At 69.6% G+C, this 18,510-nt stretch carries 14 protein-coding genes and 1 pseudogene; 13 read left to right on the forward strand and 2 right to left on the reverse strand.

Going from position 1 to position 18,510, the window contains the following annotated elements:
* Positions 1-341: 341 nt before the first annotated feature.
* Positions 342-830 (reverse strand): inorganic diphosphatase, encoded by a 489-nt coding sequence (locus ACWDKQ_RS05870; protein ID WP_168586214.1) that lies wholly within the window; start codon positions 828-830, stop codon positions 342-344.
* 146 nt (positions 831-976) lie between these two features.
* On the opposite strand from ACWDKQ_RS05870, the gene dacB reads away from it, so the two are divergent.
* From dacB to folK, 10 genes and pseudogenes are all read left to right on the forward strand, one after another.
* Positions 977-5,206 (forward strand): D-alanyl-D-alanine carboxypeptidase/D-alanyl-D-alanine endopeptidase, encoded by a 4,230-nt coding sequence (gene dacB / locus ACWDKQ_RS05875; protein ID WP_450137611.1) that lies wholly within the window; start codon positions 977-979, stop codon positions 5,204-5,206.
* 242 nt (positions 5,207-5,448) lie between these two features.
* The gene (locus ACWDKQ_RS05880; protein WP_450137662.1) at positions 5,449-6,552 is read left to right on the forward strand and encodes a zinc-dependent metalloprotease; all 1,104 of its coding nucleotides are present in this window, start codon (positions 5,449-5,451) and stop codon (positions 6,550-6,552) included.
* A gap of 83 nt (positions 6,553-6,635) precedes the next feature.
* On the forward strand, positions 6,636-7,625 hold the full coding sequence (gene tilS, locus ACWDKQ_RS05885) for a tRNA lysidine(34) synthetase TilS (protein ID WP_450137612.1): 990 nt from the start codon (positions 6,636-6,638) through the stop codon (positions 7,623-7,625).
* A 102-nt stretch (positions 7,626-7,727) separates the two neighbouring features.
* A complete protein-coding gene (gene hpt / locus ACWDKQ_RS05890) occupies positions 7,728-8,282 on the forward strand; it encodes a hypoxanthine phosphoribosyltransferase (protein ID WP_450137613.1) in 555 nt (184 codons plus the stop codon).
* A 226-nt stretch (positions 8,283-8,508) separates the two neighbouring features.
* Positions 8,509-10,863, forward strand: coding sequence for an ATP-dependent zinc metalloprotease FtsH (ftsH, locus tag ACWDKQ_RS05895; RefSeq protein WP_450137614.1), 2,355 nt, complete (start codon positions 8,509-8,511; stop codon positions 10,861-10,863).
* Between the two features lie 79 nt (positions 10,864-10,942).
* A pseudogene (locus ACWDKQ_RS05900) lies at positions 10,943-11,218 on the forward strand (GTP cyclohydrolase I); the annotation flags it as partial.
* A gap of 753 nt (positions 11,219-11,971) precedes the next feature.
* A complete protein-coding gene (folE, locus tag ACWDKQ_RS05905; protein ID WP_450137663.1) occupies positions 11,972-12,529 on the forward strand; it encodes a GTP cyclohydrolase I FolE in 558 nt (185 codons plus the stop codon).
* On the forward strand, positions 12,526-13,377 hold the full coding sequence (gene folP / locus ACWDKQ_RS05910; protein WP_450137615.1) for a dihydropteroate synthase: 852 nt from the start codon (positions 12,526-12,528) through the stop codon (positions 13,375-13,377). The genes folE and folP overlap by 4 nt, the downstream gene beginning before the upstream one ends.
* Positions 13,370-13,759: a dihydroneopterin aldolase gene (gene folB / locus ACWDKQ_RS05915; protein ID WP_450137616.1), complete on the forward strand. Its 390-nt coding sequence runs from the start codon at positions 13,370-13,372 to the stop codon at positions 13,757-13,759. Before folP ends, folB begins: the two co-directional genes overlap by 8 nt.
* A gap of 105 nt (positions 13,760-13,864) precedes the next feature.
* Positions 13,865-14,359, forward strand: coding sequence for a 2-amino-4-hydroxy-6-hydroxymethyldihydropteridine diphosphokinase (gene folK, locus ACWDKQ_RS05920; RefSeq protein ID WP_450137617.1), 495 nt, complete (start codon positions 13,865-13,867; stop codon positions 14,357-14,359).
* A gap of 159 nt (positions 14,360-14,518) precedes the next feature.
* Here folK and ACWDKQ_RS05925 read toward each other — a convergent pair whose 3' ends face one another.
* Entirely contained in the window at positions 14,519-15,451 is a 933-nt protein-coding gene (locus ACWDKQ_RS05925) for a MerR family transcriptional regulator (protein ID WP_450137618.1), read from the reverse strand.
* 91 nt (positions 15,452-15,542) lie between these two features.
* Between ACWDKQ_RS05925 and ACWDKQ_RS05930 the strand changes: the two genes are divergently transcribed.
* From ACWDKQ_RS05930 to ACWDKQ_RS05940, 3 genes are all read left to right on the forward strand, one after another.
* The gene (locus ACWDKQ_RS05930; RefSeq protein WP_450137619.1) at positions 15,543-16,031 is read left to right on the forward strand and encodes a DUF3180 domain-containing protein; all 489 of its coding nucleotides are present in this window, start codon (positions 15,543-15,545) and stop codon (positions 16,029-16,031) included.
* A gap of 113 nt (positions 16,032-16,144) precedes the next feature.
* Positions 16,145-17,023 (forward strand): DUF6779 domain-containing protein, encoded by an 879-nt coding sequence (locus ACWDKQ_RS05935; RefSeq protein ID WP_450137620.1) that lies wholly within the window; start codon positions 16,145-16,147, stop codon positions 17,021-17,023.
* Between the two features lie 50 nt (positions 17,024-17,073).
* A complete protein-coding gene (locus ACWDKQ_RS05940; protein ID WP_450137621.1) occupies positions 17,074-18,351 on the forward strand; it encodes a PrsW family intramembrane metalloprotease in 1,278 nt (425 codons plus the stop codon).
* Positions 18,352-18,510: the final 159 nt, after the last annotated feature.

Raw genomic sequence — 18,510 nt, forward strand, 5'->3', positions numbered from 1 at the left:
GGAGGAGCCGCTCCAGGGGATGGCTGGGTGGCGATTTCGCGCGAAAACGTCACCCAGCCCGCGTCCAGGAGCTGGTTGCGCCCTTGCTGTTGGCGTGCCCGAGCCGGGTGAGCGCCCGGCTCACCGGTCCAGTTCGACGGTCCCCGCACGGCTGCGGTCCGTCGGTCGGAATGCCGAGGTTGCGCATGAGTTATCCCCAGTCCTGTGGACAAGTTCGCGAAGTGCCTGTTCAGGCCCTGTGAGTGGGGATGTCCAGAAGCGCTCACGGACCCCGGTGCTCCACAAATGAAAAAGCCCTCACCGCATCCAGCGCGGCGAGGGCCCTTTCTCGGGGCGGTGGTTCAGTGCCCCTGCTCCTTGGCCCGCTCGTACGAGCGCTTGATCTCCGCTTCGGCCTCGGTGCGGCCGACCCACGTCGCGCCCTCCACGCTCTTGCCCGGTTCCAGGTCCTTGTACACCTCGAAGAAGTGCTGGATCTCCAGCCTGTAGAACTCGGCGAGGTGGTGGATGTCGCGCAGGTGCTCCTGCCGCGGGTCGTCCGAGGGAACGCAGATGACCTTGTCGTCGCCGCCCTTCTCGTCGCGCATCCGGAACATGCCGATGGCTCGCGACTTGATCAGGCAGCCCGGGAAAGTCGGCTCCTGGACCAGGACCAGCGCGTCCAACGGGTCGCCGTCCTCGCCGAGGGTGTCCTCGATGAACCCGTAGTCCGCCGGGTACTGGGTGGCGGTGAACAGCGTCCGATCGAGACGGATTCGCCCCGTCTCGTGGTCCACCTCGTACTTGTTCCGGTTCCCCTTGGGGATCTCGATCGTGACGTCGAAGTCCACGCGGTTCCTCACTCGTCTTGCGTCGGATGCAGCCGCCCGCTCGCGCGCACGACCACGTCTAGTGTGAACCACGGCAGCTCTCCAGGCCCCACCGCAGTGCGGGAGCTCGCAATCTGGCAGTCTGGCGAACCGTCGAGGAGGAGCACGTGCCCGAACCCCAGAACGGCGGGGGTGAGGTGTCCGAACCCGACGTCCGTGCGTCGACATCGGATAGTGAGAATCCGCCCCGAACCGATGCGTCGCCTCCGGACGGCTCGTCGCCGGACCGGCCTGCCGGAGACCAAGCCGCGGAGACGTCGGAGACCACCCCGCCCCGGCCCGGAACCAGCCCGCCGACTGAGGCCGTGACCTCGTCGAACGACGCGGAATCAGAGGCCGCAGAGGCGAGTGGCGCGCCCTGGGAGCCGGCGGCGCGGGCCGATGCCGATGAGACCAAGGACACAGCCGCCGCGGCCGAGCCGTCGGAGGCAGAGGCGGACTCGGGTGAGACTGCGCGGCTGAAGACCGTTGATCCTGCTCCTGGCGGGGAGCGGGCCCGCGACAGCGCCGATCAGCCGGACGTCGAGGATTCCCCTTCACCGCAGGCCGGTGCCGACTCCGAGCAGGCTGCCTTGCAGCAGACCGCCCGGCTGATGACCGTTGACGCCGAGATCGGCGACGCCGTCGAGGCCAAGGGGGCGGAGAAGGCCGGCGCGGTCCAGGCGACCCGGCCGATTGATGCCGACGGTGTCGGCGCTGCGTCCGCGAAGAACGCTTTGGCCAGCGCGTCGAAGCCCGCCGCGGGAAGCCTCGGCGGAGAACCGGCGAAGCCGACGTCCGCAGCCGATGCGGCCGAGGCCGATGGCCTGCCCGCCGAGGACCGGTCCGGACGAGGGGCCGGCGCCGATGACTCCGAAGAAGAGGTCGACGAAGCCGCCTCGAAGGCGCAGTCCGGCGAGCAGGCCGATGGCGAGGTCGACCCCGGCGACAAGTCCGAAGCCAAAGCCGACAACGCTGGCGAGGAGGCCGACGGCGGCAAGGTCGACGCAGTGGCCGGCGGCAAGTCCGGCGAGAAGGCTGACGAAAACCCGGGCATTGCTTCCAATTCCGGGGCGGAGGCCGGTAACGCGCCCAACGGGAAGGTCGAGGCCGCCGGAGATTCAGCTGCACCCGAACGCGCCGAGAACGCAGCGGCCGTCGAGTCCGAAGCCGCTGACGGAGATTCCGAAGCGACAGCGGTTTCCGGCGCGGAATCTGGAACTGGAACCGGGGCGGGTGCCGAAACTGCGGCTGAGTCCGAAGAGACGACCGCTGCCGCCGAAATTTCCGATGCGGCGGGGACTTCCGGCTCTGACACCGAACGGGCCCCAAAAGCGGATTCCGGCAAGGGCACCGAACCAGATGCAGAAACCGGCGCGGAAGTCGAACCTGAAGCGGATTCCGGCGCTGACGCGGAGTCCGCAACGGCAGCCGGATCCACGGCTTCCGGCCCTGACGCAGGATCGGATTCCGGCGCGGACGCCGAATCTGGAACGGAAACCGACACGCATACCGGCTCCGACGCGGCTGCCGAAACTGGAACCGCTGCTGGATCTGGAACCGCTGCTGGATCTGGAACCGCTGCTGGATCTGGAACCGCTGCTGGATCTGGAACCGCTGCTGGATCTGGGGCGGTAGCCGCCCCTGGGACGAAGGCTGAACCAGTTTCCGCTGATGGGGACGAGGGCACTGATTCCGGGACGGACGCGGAAGACGCCTCTGGATTTGGTGCGGAAGCAACTGCCGGGCCTGCTGCCGATGCTGGCGGCGAGCCGGCCGACGATGCCGAGTCCGGGACCGAAACCGCTGACTCCGCGCCGACCGCTGCTGGGACCAAGCCGGAAGAGGCGCCCGAGCCGGGAACGGGAACTGACGGTTGTCCTGATTCCACCGCGGAATCCGCTGAAGCCGTTGTTGAGCCGAAGACCGCAGGTGCCGAGTCCGCAAAACCCGCCGAGCATGCTGGGGAAGCCACGGCAGAGGCCGGGGTTGAAACGAGCATTGTTCCGAAAGCTGGTATCGAGGCCAGTGCCGGGGCCGCGTCGAGCGAGGAACCCGCTGCTGGGACTTCGCCCGGGGCAGAAGGCGCAGTCCCTGCTGGTGCGGCGGCAGGGACGACGGCCGGGTCCGACGCCGGTCGCAAGCCAGCAACGGCGCGCTGCGAAGGGGAGCCGGAGCGGGATGACTGGCCGACTGCTGACGAGGCGCAGGAGCCGGAGGATCGGCCTGGCGATGTAGCGCCGGAGCCGGACGATCGGCCTGCCGGGAATGAGGAGCCGGAGGCGGATGATCGGCCGACCGGCGACCAGGAGCGCATCATCGAGCCGCCGGTCACCGCCGTTGAGCTGACGCAGCAGTTCTCGCCGATTACCGATGCGACGCCGCCGCCCAGCAACGTCGAGCAGACCCAGCAGATCAGCTGGGTCGAGCTCGCCGGGCCCGACGAGCGGCCGCGCATCGATGAGACGCAGCAGATCCCGCGGGTCGCCGCCCGGCCCATCGACTCGACGCAGCAGATCGCGAAGGTCCCGGCGGAGACCGAGGCGGAGAAGACCACCCGGATCGACTTCAAAGACCTCGAAGCGCTGCGCACCGCGGACCCGGGGCCTGCGAGGCAGCAGATCAAGCCTGTGCCGCCTGTCGCTCCCGCCGAGCGGACACAGCAGTTCGCCCGGCCGGACTTCGACGGCCCGCCGCCGCGCCCCGCGTCCGCCGCGGACTTTGCGGGCCTGACCGCCCCGCACGCCAAGCCCTCCGGCGGTTCGCCGCAGGATTCGGTTGGTCTCACCCCGCCCGCCGTCGCTTCGCCAGCGGACTTCTCGGGCCTGACGCCGCCCCGGGCGCAGCCGCAGCGCATCTCGCCGCAACCCGCTTCGCCGGCGGACTTCGCGGGCCTGACCGGATCGCGGGCGCAGCCGCTGCGCATCCCGCCGAGCGCCGCCCCCGTGCCGCCATTGGGCGAGGAACCGCCGAAGGCCGAGCCGCCGCATCGCCGTCGCCAAGGCCTGATCGCGGTCGCGGTGGTCGTCGTCGTGCTGCTCGGGGCTGGCATCGCGTTCGGCCCGACGCTGGTCGACGCCCTGATGAAAGCGCAGCTCGCCGATCCGCCAGCACCGGTCCGGCTCAACCCGGCGATCAAGCCGCTCGACCAGAACGCGCCGCTGCCCACGAAGGCGGGCCTCGACGAGGCTCTCGCCCGTGCGCTGAGCAACCCGGGTCTAGGCACCTTCGCCGGTGTGGTGCTGGACGCCCAGACAGGACAGGTGCTGCGGGAGCAGAACGCCGGTCAGGTGATGGTCCCGGCGTCCACCGGGAAGCTGCTGGCCATGAGCGCGGCGCTGCTCGTCCTGGACCACGACCAGCGGCTCACCACCAAGGTGGTGCGCGGCAGCCAACCGGGCACCGTGGTGCTCCTCGGCGGTGGTGACCTAACGCTGTCCACGCTGCCCGCGGGCAAGGAGTCGGTCTACCCGGGGGCCGCCCGGTTCGACGACCTGGTCGCCCAGGCCCGGGCTGCGGCCGGGGGCAACGTGACGTCTGTGCTGGTGGACACCAGCCGGTACACCGGCCCCGGCCTCGCGCCGGGCTGGCTGCCGCAGGACGTGGCCGGGGGGATGATGGCGCCGATGGAGCCGGTGATGCTGGACGGGGGCCGGGACGACCCGACCAAGGATTACAGCCCCCGGACCTCGACCCCGGCGATGGAGGCCGCGCAGCGGCTCGCCGCAGGCCTCGGCGCGACGCAGGTGTCGAAGGGCGTGGCGCCGCCGAACGCGCAGGTTCTCGCCCAGGTGCAGTCGCCGACCGTGCAGGAGATGGTCGACATCGCGATGCAGCACTCGGACAACTTGCTCGCCGAGGCGCTGGCGCGCGAGGTGGCCATCGCCACCGGCAACGCCCCGTCATTCGCGGGCTCGGCCAAGGCGGTGCGCGATGTGCTGGCGAAGCATGGCTTCGACGTCACCGGCACGACCATGGCCGACGGCAGCGGGTTGTCCCTGGACGATCGGACCACGCCCAAGCTGCTCTCCGCGTTGCTGGCCTCGGCGACCGCCCCGGCCAGCCCGGAGGGTGGGCTGGCACCGCAGTCGGCGAAGCTGCGCGGACTGCTCACCGGGATGCCGATCGCCGGTGGCAGTGGCAGCCTGAGCGACCGCTACGGCGGGAGCCCCGGCCAGGGCTGGGTGCGGGCGAAGACTGGCACCCTGACCGGCGTCAACAGCCTGGCTGGCACGGTGGTGACGAACGACGGCAGGCTGCTGGTGTTCGCGCTCATGTCCAATGGCACGAGCCCGGCGGTCGCCCGGCCCGCGCTGGACGGCGTGGCCGAAGCCCTGCGCGGCTGCGGCTGCCGCTGACCCACGTACGGCTGCGGCTGCCGCTCCACGTACGGCTGCGGCTGTCGCTGACCCACGTACGGCTGTCTTCGCAGGTCAGATGCGGTGAGTGCTCTCGGGCGCGATGGCGCCCACCACCACTCGCGGTCGTTGACCAGCGGAAACGGTGCGCGGCTGGAGCAGATGTGGCCTCGAAAGTGAAGTACCTGCGGGGCTGCGGGCGGGGTACGGTCGGTCGTGTGAACGCCCGACCTCCTTCCACCCTGTCCCCGTCCCCGGACCGGGGCACCACCGGAGAGCATCGGGCGCTGGACTGGAACGTCGCCGTCGCCACCGCGGTCCGGCTGATGAAGTCGGGGCCGGAGGTGCCCCGGCCGGAAGCCGAGCATGCGGTGCGCTCGCTGCGGCAGTTCAGCGCCGAAGCCGAATCCCACGTCCGCGAGCTAACCGGCCTGGGCCAGCACCTGCCGATCGCCGAGGGGGACGTCGTCGACCGGCCCGCCTGGGTGCGCGGCGCGGCGGACGGCCTCGCCGAACTCACCGACGCCGCACTGTCCACAGCGGACTCGCGGGTGCCGCGGGCCAACGATCTCTTCGGGGGCATCGGCGCGCGCGGCGCGGGGGTGCAGGCCGGGGTGGTGCTTGCCTACCTGGGCGGCAAGGTGCTCGGCCAGTTCGACCCGTACGGCGAATCCGGCGTCGCCGGGCAGCACGGCCGGCTGCTGCTGGTGGCGCCGAACATCGTCGCGGCGCAGAAGTCCCTTGGGGTGCCCGGCGACGATTTCCGGATGTGGGTGTGCCTGCACGAGTCGACGCACCGGCTGCAGTTCAACGCGGTGCCGTGGCTGCGCGACCACTTCGCGGAGAGCCTGGGCACGCTGCTGGCGGAGATGGAGGGCACGACCGGTGAGCTGCTGACCCGGGTGCCCGCGGTGCTGCGGGAAGCCCGCTCGACCCGTTCCAGCAGCGACTCCAGCCCGGGCATGCTCGGGGTGATCGAGCTGCTGCAGACGCCGAGCCAGCGGGCCGCGCTGGACCGCATCATCGCCATTTCCACGCTGCTGGAAGGTCACGCCGACCACGTGATGGACGCGGTGGGTCCGCGGGTGGTGCCCAGCGTGGCTATCATCCGCCAGCGTTTCACGGAGCGCCGAAAGGGTGGTGGCCTCCTCGACCGAGTGCTGCGCAGCCTGCTTGGGGTGGATGCGAAGATCCGCCAGTACGCGCAGGGCGCGGCGTTCACCCGGCACGTCGTGGACGCCATCGGGATGGCCGACTTCAACGCGATCTGGGCATCCCCGGACCACCTGCCGACCCGCGCCGAGATCAGCGACCCGGCAGCCTGGATCCGCCGGGTCCACGGCTGACCCGGGTCCGCCGGCGCGACTTCGATTTCAACGGAATCGCCAGGTGCGATTTCCATTGAAATCGCACGCGGGAGAATGGCGGCGTGCCGCCGCCCGATCCCGCCGTCAGCGCCGTTCGCGGCGCCCTCCGGCGCCTGCTCGGCTCCGCCGAGGCGGCGCCGTTCCGCGGCGCTGCGCTGGCGGTCGCGTGCTCCGGTGGCGCGGACTCGCTGGCGCTGGCCGCTGCCGCCTCGCACGTCGCTCGCCGAGAGGGCGTCGCGGTGCATGGTCTGGTCGTGGACCACGGGCTCCAGGTCGGCTCCGCCGACGTTGCCGCCCGCGCCGCCGACCAGCTCCGCGGGCTGGGGTGCTCGTCCCGGGTGATCGAGGTCGAGGTCGGGTGCGGCGGTGGGCTGGAGGCTGCTGCTCGCCGCGCGCGCTATGCGGCGCTGCGCGCGGAGCGCCCGCCGGGTTCGTTGGTGTTGCTGGGACACACCCTCGATGACCAGGCCGAAACCGTGCTGCTCGGGCTCGGGCGGGGTTCGGGGGCTCGGTCGATCGCCGGGATGCGGCCGTTGGATCCGCCGTGGGCGCGCCCGTTCCTGGGCGTCCGCCGGGCCACGACCGAGGCCGCCTGCGCGGCGCTCGGCCTGGAGCCGTGGCTGGATCCGCACAACTCCGATGCGCGTTTCACGCGTGTGCGGTTGCGCACAGAAGTCCTTCCGCTGCTTGAAGATGCATTGCAGGGCGGGGTGCGGGAGGCCCTCGCGCGCACCGCTCGGCAGCTGCGCGAGGACGCCGACGCGCTGGACTCACTGGCCGCCGAGGTGCGCGGTCGCGTCGTGGCTGGCGAGGTACTCGATGCCATGGCATTGCAGGAAGTTCCGGGCGCGCTGCGGCGTCGGGTGCTGCGGGTGTGGTTGCTGGAGCGCGGGGTCCCGGAGATCACCGACGAGCACCTGCGTGCGGCGGACGCGTTGGTGTCCCACTGGCGCGGTCAAGGCGGACCGGCCTTGCCAGGCGACTTTGTGCTGCGCCGGGCGCATGGCACGCTTTTGGTGGAAGCGGCGGGCCGCAAGCCGCCGAATGGTTGACGGGACGCCGAGGCGTTCGGTTCGGGCGGCTGGGTTGCCAGCGCCGGGAACCGGTGTTCCGTCGATTCGACAAGTCGATTCGACAAGAGGGGAAGCCGGGCCGTGTACGACGGCGACATCGCTTCTGTGCTCATCACCGAGCAGCAGATCAACGACAAGGTCACCGAGCTGGCAAAGCAGGTCGACGAAGACTACGGGGACGCAGGTGGTGATCTGCTGCTGGTCGGCGTGCTCAAGGGCGCGGTCATGTTCATGACCGACTTCGCGCGGGCGTTGCCCCAGCCGGCCCAGCTGGAGTTCATGGCAGTCAGCTCCTACGGCTCGTCCACCTCGTCGTCCGGCGTGGTGCGCATCCTCAAGGACCTCGACCGGGACATCGCCAACCGGCACGTGCTGATCGTCGAGGACATCATCGACTCCGGGCTGACGCTGTCCTGGCTGTTGAAGAACCTGAGCTCGCGAAACCCCGCCTCGCTGGAGGTGTGCACCCTGCTGCGCAAGCCCGACGCGGTGCAGGTGGACGTCCCGGTGAAGTACGTGGGCTTCGACATCCCGAACGAGTTCGTGGTCGGGTACGGGCTGGACTACGCCGAGCGCTACCGTGATCTCCCTTACATCGGCACGCTCGATCCGAAGGTCTACACGTCCGGCGTGTGAGCCGGGAGCGGCCGGGCAGGCGTGTCCGGTTCGGCCCTCCCGCCCCATTGCGCCCCGGTGGCCGAGTACGCTGGGCATCCTGCGTCAGCTCGGCATGGTCGTGCCCTCGCATCGGCCGGTACGCTGGTCTGAAGGGGTTGACGGCGATGACGAAATGTGTCTACCAACAGCCGTTGCCCGAAGTGACAGTCAGGGAGGGTCGAGGCCGCCCGACGGCCGCAAGTGAATGGACCGAAAGCGCCTGCTCCGCAACCCGCTGCTGTGGATCCTGACAGCGTTTCTGCTGATCTACGCGTTCAGCGTGCTCTTTGACGAGACTCGCTCCTACCGCGAGGTCTCCACCTCGCAGGCCCTGGAACAGATTGCCCAGGGCAAGGTCAAGGAAGCGACCATCGAGGACAAGGAGCAGCGGGTTCGGCTGACCCTCAACCCCGGCCAAGGCTTCCAAGGCAGCGAACAGCTGATCGCGCAGTACCCGGCCGGTGCCACCGACCAGGTGGTCGCCGAGATCCGTAATGCGCACGTGCCGACGTGGAACACCAAGGTCACCCAGGACTCGTTCTGGGTGCAGATGCTGTTCTATCTCGTCCCGATCGGCCTGCTCGTGCTGCTGCTGATGTGGATGATGAACAACGTCCAGGGCGGCGGCAACCGCGTCCTGAACTTCGGCAAGTCCAAGGCCAAGCAGCTCACCAAGGACATGCCCAAGACGATGTTCTCGGACGTCGCGGGTGCCGACGAGGCCGTCGAGGAACTGCACGAGATCAAGGATTTCCTGCAGAACCCCGGCCGCTATCAGGCCCTCGGTGCCAAGATTCCGAAGGGCGTCCTGCTCTATGGCCCGCCCGGCACCGGAAAGACGCTGCTCGCCCGAGCCGTCGCCGGTGAGGCTGGCGTGCCGTTCTACTCGATCTCCGGTTCCGACTTCGTCGAGATGTTCGTCGGTGTCGGTGCTTCCCGCGTCCGCGACCTGTTCGAGCAGGCCAAGCAGAACGCGCCGTGCATCATCTTCGTCGACGAGATCGACGCGGTCGGCCGCCAGCGCGGCGCCGGCCTCGGCGGTGGGCACGACGAGCGGGAGCAGACCCTCAACCAGCTGCTGGTCGAGATGGACGGCTTCGACTCGCGCGGCGGCATCATCCTGATCGCCGCGACGAACCGGCCGGACATCCTGGACCCGGCGCTGCTGCGCCCGGGCCGCTTCGACCGGCAGATCCCGGTGTCCGCGCCGGACCTGCGCGGTCGCCGCGCGATCCTGAACGTGCACTCCAAGGGCAAGCCGTTGGCGCAGGACGCCGACCTGGACAGCCTGGCAAAGCGCACCGTCGGGTTCTCCGGCGCCGATCTGGAGAACGTGGTCAACGAGGCCGCCCTGCTCACCGCGAGGGAGAACGGCCAGCTGATCACGGCCGCCGCGTTGGAGGAAGCGGTCGACCGCGTGATCGGCGGCCCGCGCCGGAAGAGCAAGATCATTTCGGAGCGGGACAAGAAGATCACCGCCTACCACGAGGGCGGGCACGCGCTGGCCGCCTGGGCGATGCCCGACCTCGAACCGGTTTACAAGCTGACGATCCTGCCGCGTGGTCGCACCGGCGGGCACGCCCTCGTCGTCCCCGAAGACGACAAGGACATGATGACCCGCTCGGAGATGATCGCCCGCCTGGTGTTCGCGCTCGGTGGCCGCTCCGCCGAAGAGTTGGTCTTCCACGAGCCGACCACGGGCGCGTCCAGCGACATCGAGCAGGCCACCAAGATCGCCCGCGCGATGGTCACCGAGTACGGCATGACCGCCCGGCTGGGCGCGGTCAAGTACGGCAAGGAAGAGGGCGACCCCTTCCTCGGCCGCACTGCCGGTCAGCAGCCGAACTACTCGCTGGAGGTCGCGCACGAGATCGACGAGGAGGTGCGCCGGTTGATCGAGGCCGCGCACACCGAGGCGTGGGAGGTGCTCAACACCTACCGCGACGTGCTCGACGACCTCGTGCTGGAGCTCATCGACAAGGAGACGCTGAACCGCAAGGACCTGGAGCGGATCTTCGCCCGAGTGCAGAAGCGCCCCCGGATCACCGCGTTCAACGACTTCGCTGGTCGCACTCCGTCGGACAAGCCGCCGATCAAGACCCCCGGCGAGCTGGCCAAGGAGCGCGGCGAGCCGTGGCCCCCGGTCAAGGAGGAGCCGACTCCGACGCCGTCCCCGGCGGGTGCAGGTGGCAACCAGAACGGTGCTCCGCCGCACCACGAGCAGCCGACCCCGGCCGGTGCCGGTGCGGGTGCGCACCACGGCACGGTGCAGTTCCAGAACCCGGGGCAGGGGCAGCAGCAGTCGGGCCAGCACGGCCAGGTGCCGCAGGCGGTTCCGCCGAACTATGGCGCGCCGCCCGGGTGGACCCCGGCGACCAACCCCGGTGGGGGCGGAGGCCAGTACAACTGGACCCCGTCCTGGGAGCGCGGGCAGCAGACTCCGGCCGATCGCCCGGCACCGCAGCAGGGCGAGCCGGATGCGGATGAAGCCCCGCGGCCCAACGCCGAGACGAGCCAGGACTCGGCTCAGGACAACGGCAGCGGCAACTCCAGCCGCTGATCACTCCGGTGCACTCGGTGTCTCCGGGCGCCTCGGCCGGTGGAGGAAAGACAAATTGGCCAGTACGGTCGACGAGCCGATCGGGGCGGGGGGCGACTCCCGTCCCGACGGCTCTTTCCACATTCCCCAGTTCGACCAGGCCCGCGCCGAGGCGGCCGTCCGGGAGCTGCTGCTCGCGGCCGGCGAGGACCCTGATCGGGAGGGCCTGCGGGACACCCCGGCCCGCGTCGCCCGCTCCTACCGCGAGCTGTTCGCGGGGCTGTACACGGACCCCGATGAGGTCCTGGACAAGACCTTCGACGAGGCCCACGAGGAACTCGTCCTGGTCCGCGACATCCCGGTGTACTCCCAGTGCGTGCCGAGCGAGCAGACCGTCAACCTGGTCGGTGGCGCGAAGCCCGCTCGGGATGTCCGGATCGGCGATCGTTTCTGGACTCTCGTCGACGGCAAGGTTGAGCAGACCGAGGTCGTCGAGGTCAGTTCGCACCAGAAGCGACAACTCGTCGAGGTCGTCACGGAAAAGGGCCGATTCCAGGTCACTGGAGACCATCCGCTGGCAACGCCGCAGGGGTGGCAGGAAGCCAAGGATGTGGCGGGTACCTACATCGAGTGGACGCCGCCGAAGAAGCTGTGCCGCCAGCGCTGGCAGCCGAAGATCGGTTATGAATTCGGTTACGTGCTGGGAGCGTTGTGCTCAGACGGCACGGTCGGCGACCGGTACGTGTCGTTGGTGGTCAACGATCGCGACTTCGCGAAGAACTTCGCCTACGCACTCGACCAGGCCTTCGGCATAGATGCCGCGATCGAGGAGATCGAGCGGCCGTCCGGTTACCTGCAACGCCAGGTCGAGGGCTTCCGCGTGCGAGTCGTTTCCTCTTACCTGGCGGACCTGGTGCGTCAGTACGTCGGAGGGGACGCGCACCACCAGTGGCAGGGGTTCCCGCGAGTCGTGATGTCGACCGAGACCACGTTCAGGGGCTTCCTAGACGGCTGTGTGGACGGCGACGGATGCCGAGCGAGTAGTCGCCGCTTCCCGGCGATCACGGGACGCAACGTGCCGTTCCTCGATGACATCGCGCGGGTGATCTCCGCGAGGTTCACTCCAAGTCTGGCGCAGACTTCGAAATTGTACGTTTCGGACGACTGGATTCTCCGCCACGGGTTCGCCCAGGAATCGCACCGTACCGATCTTATCGAGTCGCAGTGGGTTAAAGTCGAATCGGTTCGTTCGCTGGAAGCGCCTGGAGCAAGGCCGTACACGGTTTACAGCTATAAATGCGATCCGCATCCGACCTTTCTAATTAATGGACATCTGACCCACAACTGTGAGCATCACCTTTTGCCATTTCATGGAGTTGCTCACATTGGATACATTCCTAATGAAAGGGGTCGGGTGACCGGGTTGTCCAAGCTGGCCAGGCTGGTGGACCTCTACGCCAAGCGCCCGCAGGTGCAGGAGCGGTTGACCTCGCAGGTTGCCGATGCGCTGGTGCGCAGGTTGGATCCTCGCGGGGTGATCGTGGTGATCGACGCCGAGCACCTGTGCATGGGCATGCGTGGGGTTCGCAAGGCCGGCTCGACGACCACGACCTCCGCGGTGCGCGGTCAGTTCCGCAGCTCGGCCTCCTCGCGTGCCGAAGCGTTGTCGTTGATCAGGGGTCGATGATGCATTCGCTGTTGCCGCACCCGCCGCGCTGCGCGGTGATGGGTGTGCTCAACGTGACCCCAGATTCGTTCTCCGACGGCGGACGCTACCTGGACCGGGCGGCGGCCGTCGCGCACGGCATCGAGATGCACCGGCTGGGCGCGGACATCATCGACGTGGGCGGTGAGTCGACCCGTCCCGGCTCGGAGCGCGTCGACGCCGCCACCGAGATCGAGCGCGTGCTGCCGGTCGTGCGCGAGCTGGTCGCGGCCGGTGTTTCGGTGAGCGTGGACACCACCCGCGCCAAGGTCGTGGCGGCGACCGCCGAAGCCGGTGCGGCGGTGATCAACGACGTCTCGGGCGGCCTGGCCGACCCGGAGATGATGCACGTCGCGGCGGACACCGGGCTGCCGTGGGTGCTGATGCACTGGCGCGGCCACAGCAAGGACATGAACAGCCTCGCGGTGTACCAGGACGTCGTCGCGGAGGTGCGCGATGAGCTGCTGCAGCAGGTAGACGCGGCGTTGACCGCCGGAGTGGCCGAGGACGCGATCGTGCTGGACCCGGGGCTCGGGTTCGCCAAGAGCGGAGCGCACGATTGGCAGCTGCTGCAGCGGCTCGACGTCTTCGTGGACCTGGGTTTCCCGGTGCTGGTCGGAGCCTCGCGCAAGCGGTTCCTCGGGCGGCTGCTGGCCGACGCCGACGGCAAGCCGCGACCGCCCGCCGGGCGGGAGACGGCGACCGCCGTGGTGTCGGCGCTGGCGGCGGATCGCGGGGCCTGGGGCGTGCGAGTGCACGACGTCCGGCAATCCATGGACGCGGTCGCGGTGACCGCCGCGTGGCGCAACGGAGGAGAATTCGGTGGCTGACCGGATCACGTTGACCGGCCTGAAGGTGCGCGGCAACCACGGTGTCTTCGATCACGAGAAGCGCGACGGGCAGGACTTCTTCGTCGACATCACGGTTTGGATCGACCTCGGGGACGCCGCAAAGAGCGACGACCTGGCGAAGACGCTGCACTACGGCGAGCTGGCTGAGCGGGCCGAGGCGATCGTCGCCGGGCCGCCGAAGGACCTGATCGAGGCGGTGGCCGGCGAGATCGCGGACGACATCATGTCCGACGAGCGAGTGCACGCCGCAGAGGTCACCATCCACAAGCCGAGCGCGCCGATCCCGCTGACCTTCGCGGACGTGGCGGTGACCATCCGCCGCTCCCGCCGCGGCGGTCGCGGCAACGTCGTCCCAGCGTGAGCGGTCGGGTTCCGCGAGTGCTTCGGGTGCTAAGGCGCGAAAAGCGCTCAAGGGTGTTCAGCAACACGGTGCCCTTCGCGGGCCGTGCGATATCGGGAGGCTGCGATGAGCAGGGCGGTGCTTTCGCTCGGGTCGAACCTCGGGGACCGGCAGGCATACCTCCGGCTCGCCGTCGAAGGCCTCTCGGACGTGCTGGTCGCGGCGTCTCCGGTGTACGAGACGGCGCCTTGGGGCGTCACAGACCAGCCGGACTTCCTCAACGCGGTGCTCATCGTGGAATCGCCGGAACTCGACGAGTGGGGCTGGTTGCGCCGGGGCCAGGCGCTGGAGCAGCAGGCGGAACGCCGCCGCGAACAGCGTTGGGGCCCTAGGACTTTGGACGTCGATGTGGTCACTGTGAACGGTGTCCGCAGCGAGGACCCCGAGCTGCTGCTGCCGCACCCCGGCACGCCAAGCCGCGCCACCGTACTGATCCCGTGGCTGGCGATCGACCCGAACGCCGAACTGCCCGGCCACGGCCGCGTCGCGGACCTCCTGGAGGCCTTACCTCGCAACGAGATTGACGACGTTCACCTCCGCGCGGACCTGGCGCTGCGCTGATCGTCCACTGAGCAATCCTGGGCGCGGCGCAGTTTCGCGAGAAGCCGCGCGTCCCGGGTGATCTCAGTTTCCGCCGGGCAGTGGCCGATTTCGCGCGAAATCGGCCACTGCCCGGATGCGGCTGTTCGCGAGGTCGCGCCTGGCCCGGGTGATGCGCAGCTACTCGTTCGACGCGCGGAGGGCGGCGGCCAGCCACCGCGTGGTGGCCGTCGTGACCGGGTGCTTCGGCCAGTTGTTGATGGTCGCCAGCAGTTCCCAGTAGCGCGACATCCGCTCGTCGGTGCGGTTCTCGTAGTCCTCCGCAAGCTCGCGGCGGGACTCCGCGGTGTCGTCCCGGCCCCACAGCACCATCATCCGCTTGGCCAGGGCCTGCGCCTGGGAGCCCTCCGGTGACGTCCCCGACTCGACGAGCACCCGCGCCTCGTCGGTGACCGCCCACCACTTCTGCGCTTCTTGCTGGTCCGCCACGAGCGTTTCGCCGGCGTCGCGGCGATCGGAGTGCTCCTGGTACAGCGCCCGGACGGCGCGCCGGAAGTCGGCTTCCCGCACCAGTTCGGCCAGCTCGATCCAGGCCTCCAGCTGCTGGGCCGTTGGGTCGGCGGGCAGGTTCGGTTTGGCCTGGCGCAGCCATTCGGTGAATCCCGGGGTGATGTTGAGGTCCGCGCTGACCTCGTCCCAGAACTCGTCGATCAGCCGGTTGCGTTGCTCGTCGGACATCTGCGCCAGCTTGTGCATGAGTCGTACCTCCTCAGTTGATCGGTCGAGCTTCACGACCGCCCGCAGCACCGCCCGCCGGGTCTGCAGCACGCGCATCTGTTCCTCCAGCAGCTCCAGGTGCGTCTTGGCCAGGTTCGAGAGCGTGGTCTCGCTGGCGAGCAACCGCTGCACCTCCTCCAGCCCGGCGCCCAGCTCGCGCAGGGTGCGCACCAGTTCCAGCAGGCTGATGGCCGTCACGTCGTAGCGCCGGTAGCCGGCTGCGGTTCGGTCGGTGGGCGGCACCACGCCGCTGTCGGAGTAGAACCGGATCGTCCTAACGCTCAGCCCGGTTCGCCGGGCCAGCTCGCCGATCGTGTAGAGCACGGTGTCGTCCACGGGATTCACCTTCGACCCTCCAGTCGGTGGAGACTCAAGGGCATTCTCGCCCGCGGATGGTCTGGGTGGTGCGAGGTGCCATGCTGGGACCGTGGCACCGCGACACGCAGAGCACCTGACCTTCACCAAGCCCCGGCAGCTCATCGTGGGCGGCTTGGCCGGGGCCGTCGTGGTCTACCTGCTCGCCAGGCTCATGTACGGCGAGCTGCCGCCGCTGCCGCTGCTGGCCGGGGCGACGCTGCTGGTGATCGCGCTCATCGACCTGTTCCTGGCGTTGAACATGCGGCCGCGGGTCAAGCGCAAGCCGGGCACCGAACCGGTCGACGGGCTGACCGCTGCGCGCGCGGTCGCGTTGGCCAAGGCGTCGTCGCTGGCCGGCGCGATCATGGCTGGGGCGTGGGTGGGCCTGATCGCTTTCCTGCTGCCGCGGCTGGGCACCGTCGAGGTCGCCCGGGCGGACGCCTTCGCCGCGGTGATCGGGGCGATCAGCGCGGGCGTGTTGATCGCGGCCGGGCTCTGGTTGGAGAACTGCCTGCGCAATCCGGACGAGCCGGAAGAGCCCTGCGACGACGAGGAATGAGCCGAGCCGTTCGGCCGTTCGGGCGTCGGTGCGCTGCGCCACACCGACCAAAGTGGAGACCGGTCTGTTCCCTTGAGGTCTCGAACTGATAACCGCCCGGTACCGTGGTGGGCATGTCCGAACGCGGTAGCACCGAATCCGGATCCCGCAGGGGACGATCGACCGCCTTGTGGATGCTCGTGCTAGTGCTCGCCGCGGCCGCAACGGCGGTCCTCGTGCTCACCAACGATGCCCGCCTGCTACGCCTCGGGCTCGTCGCCGCGCTGTGGGCGGCGCTGATCGGTGCCTTCGCGGTCGCCAAGTTGCGCAACCGCGTGGTCGAGGGCGAGCAGCATGCGGCGGACCGCCAGCGCATCTACGAGCTCGAACTGGAGCGGGAGATCGCGGCCCGCAGGGAGTTCGAGCTGGAGGCCGAGGCCGAGGCGCGGCGCAAGGCCGCCGAGGAGTCCGAGAGCGAGATGCAGGCGCTGCAGGCGGAGCTGCGCCGACTGCGCGAGAGCCTGGAGAAGGTCCTCGGCGGCGACGTGCTGTTCGAGCGGGTCGCGCTGCGCGCCGAATCCACCCGCGTCCGCTCGCTGCCCGAGCGCGGCAAGGTGGAGGGCCAGCTCGTCCCGCCGCCGGGGCGCGAACTTCCCGCCGCACCAACGCCTTCCAACGGCGCCCAGCCCAGAACCGAGCTGATCAGCAGGTTGCCCGGGGAGCAGTCGGAGCGGCGGCCCAAGCAGCGGCAGCGGCCCAAGCCGCAGCCGGCCCAGGCGCACCCGTCCCGCCCTGCCGGGGCCAAGCGCCCGGACAAGGCGCACTACGAGGCTTCGGAGGAGCCGCGTCGCGGCGAGCCGCCGGCACCGTCGAAGGCCAAGCCCGAACAGGTCGCCTCGCAGCCGGAGCTGGATCCGGCGGGCGCGCACGCCGAGGGGACCTCGGTCAACGACTTGCTAGCCGCGTACGGGGGTACCTCCGATGCGCAACGCCGACGTCGCCGACGCGCCTGAGAAGGTGACTGTCCGGGCATCGCTGCGAGCCGTTATCTAGGGTTTTGTCCGTGTCGAGTCCTGATCTTCAGAGACAGCCCGCCGATCTGTCCGGCGCGCGCAGGCTCCAGAGCCGCAAGCACCACGCCGTCGGATGGCCCGTCGGCGGCCTGATCGTGCTCGGAATCTGCGGGTTGGTGATGGTCGGCGTCACCACCTCGAAGGTCGGGGTGGCGCCCGCGCTGGTCGGGGCGGTGGCCGCCCTGCTGCCGGTGGGCGTGGTGTTCGCCGCGATCATCTGGATCGACCGCTGGGAGCCGGAACCGCCGATGCTGCTGCTCGGCGCGTTCCTGTGGGGCGCCGGCGGGGCGACCGCGTGTTCGCTGCTGCTCAACGACGCCATCACCGACCTCGGCAACGTCCTGTTCGGCCCGGACAACCGGTTCTTCCTCACGGCGGTCGCGGGCCCGCTGGTGGAAGAGGCGGCGAAGGCGCTGTTCGTCGTGGCGCTGTGGTTCCGCCGCCGGTCGGAGTTCAACGGGCTGGTCGACGGCATCGTTTATGCGTCGCTGACCGCGGCGGGCTTCGCCTTTACCGAGAACATCCTGTACTTCGGCAAGGCTTTCGCTGCCGGTGGGCTGGGCAGCGTCGGCGGCGGTGTCGTGGCGGTGTTCATCTTGCGCGGGGTGCTCGCGCCGTTCTCGCACCCGCTGTTCAGCTCGATGTTCGGCATCGGCGTCGGATTGGCCTCGCGGACCGACGGCAAGCGGCTGCGGCTGCTTTACCTGCTGGCCGGGTTCGTCGGCGCGGTGCTGCTGCACGCGGTGTGGAACACGTCGACGCTGCTCGGCGGCGCGGAGTTCCTGAACGTCTACTTCCTGATCATGGTGCCGATCTTCCTGGGTACTTTCTGGCTGGTGGTGTGGCAGCGCAAGCGTGAGCAGCGGATCGTCATCCAGCAGCTGCCGGTGCTGGAGCGGGCCGGGCTGATCGTGCGCAGCGAAATGGAGATGCTCGCGACGCTCGCGGGTCGGCGCGGCTGGCTGCGCAAGGTGCGGCGCAGCGCCGGGAACGAGGCGGCGAAGGCGGTGCGGGACTACCAGATCGCGGTCACCGAGCTGGCGTTCCTGCAGCACCGGGCCGCGCAGGGGCAGACCACCAGCGCGGCGCGCCGGGCTCGTCGCGAGAAGCTGATCGAGGACCTGAAGCAGGCGCGGCGGTCGGCGGCGGGTACCCAGCAGGCAATCCAGACGGCCCGAATCAAGCTCACGGAGCTGACCCAGCACAACCTCCGGCGCCCGCCAGGCCCCAGGAAGCCGAGGCCTCCGATCCAACGCTCCCGGGACTGACCGCATTTCAATGAATGGAGATCGGACCTTCGATTTCCATTGAAATCGCGAACCCAGGGGTGTGCGTCAGGACGGGATTGCGTGGTTCTCGCCACCTGGGGGGCACGGCGGAGGGTTCGGCGGGCTAGTCTCGCGCTGCTGTCTGGTACCCGGTGGTTG

This window comes from Saccharopolyspora sp. NPDC000995 (assembly GCF_053599315.1).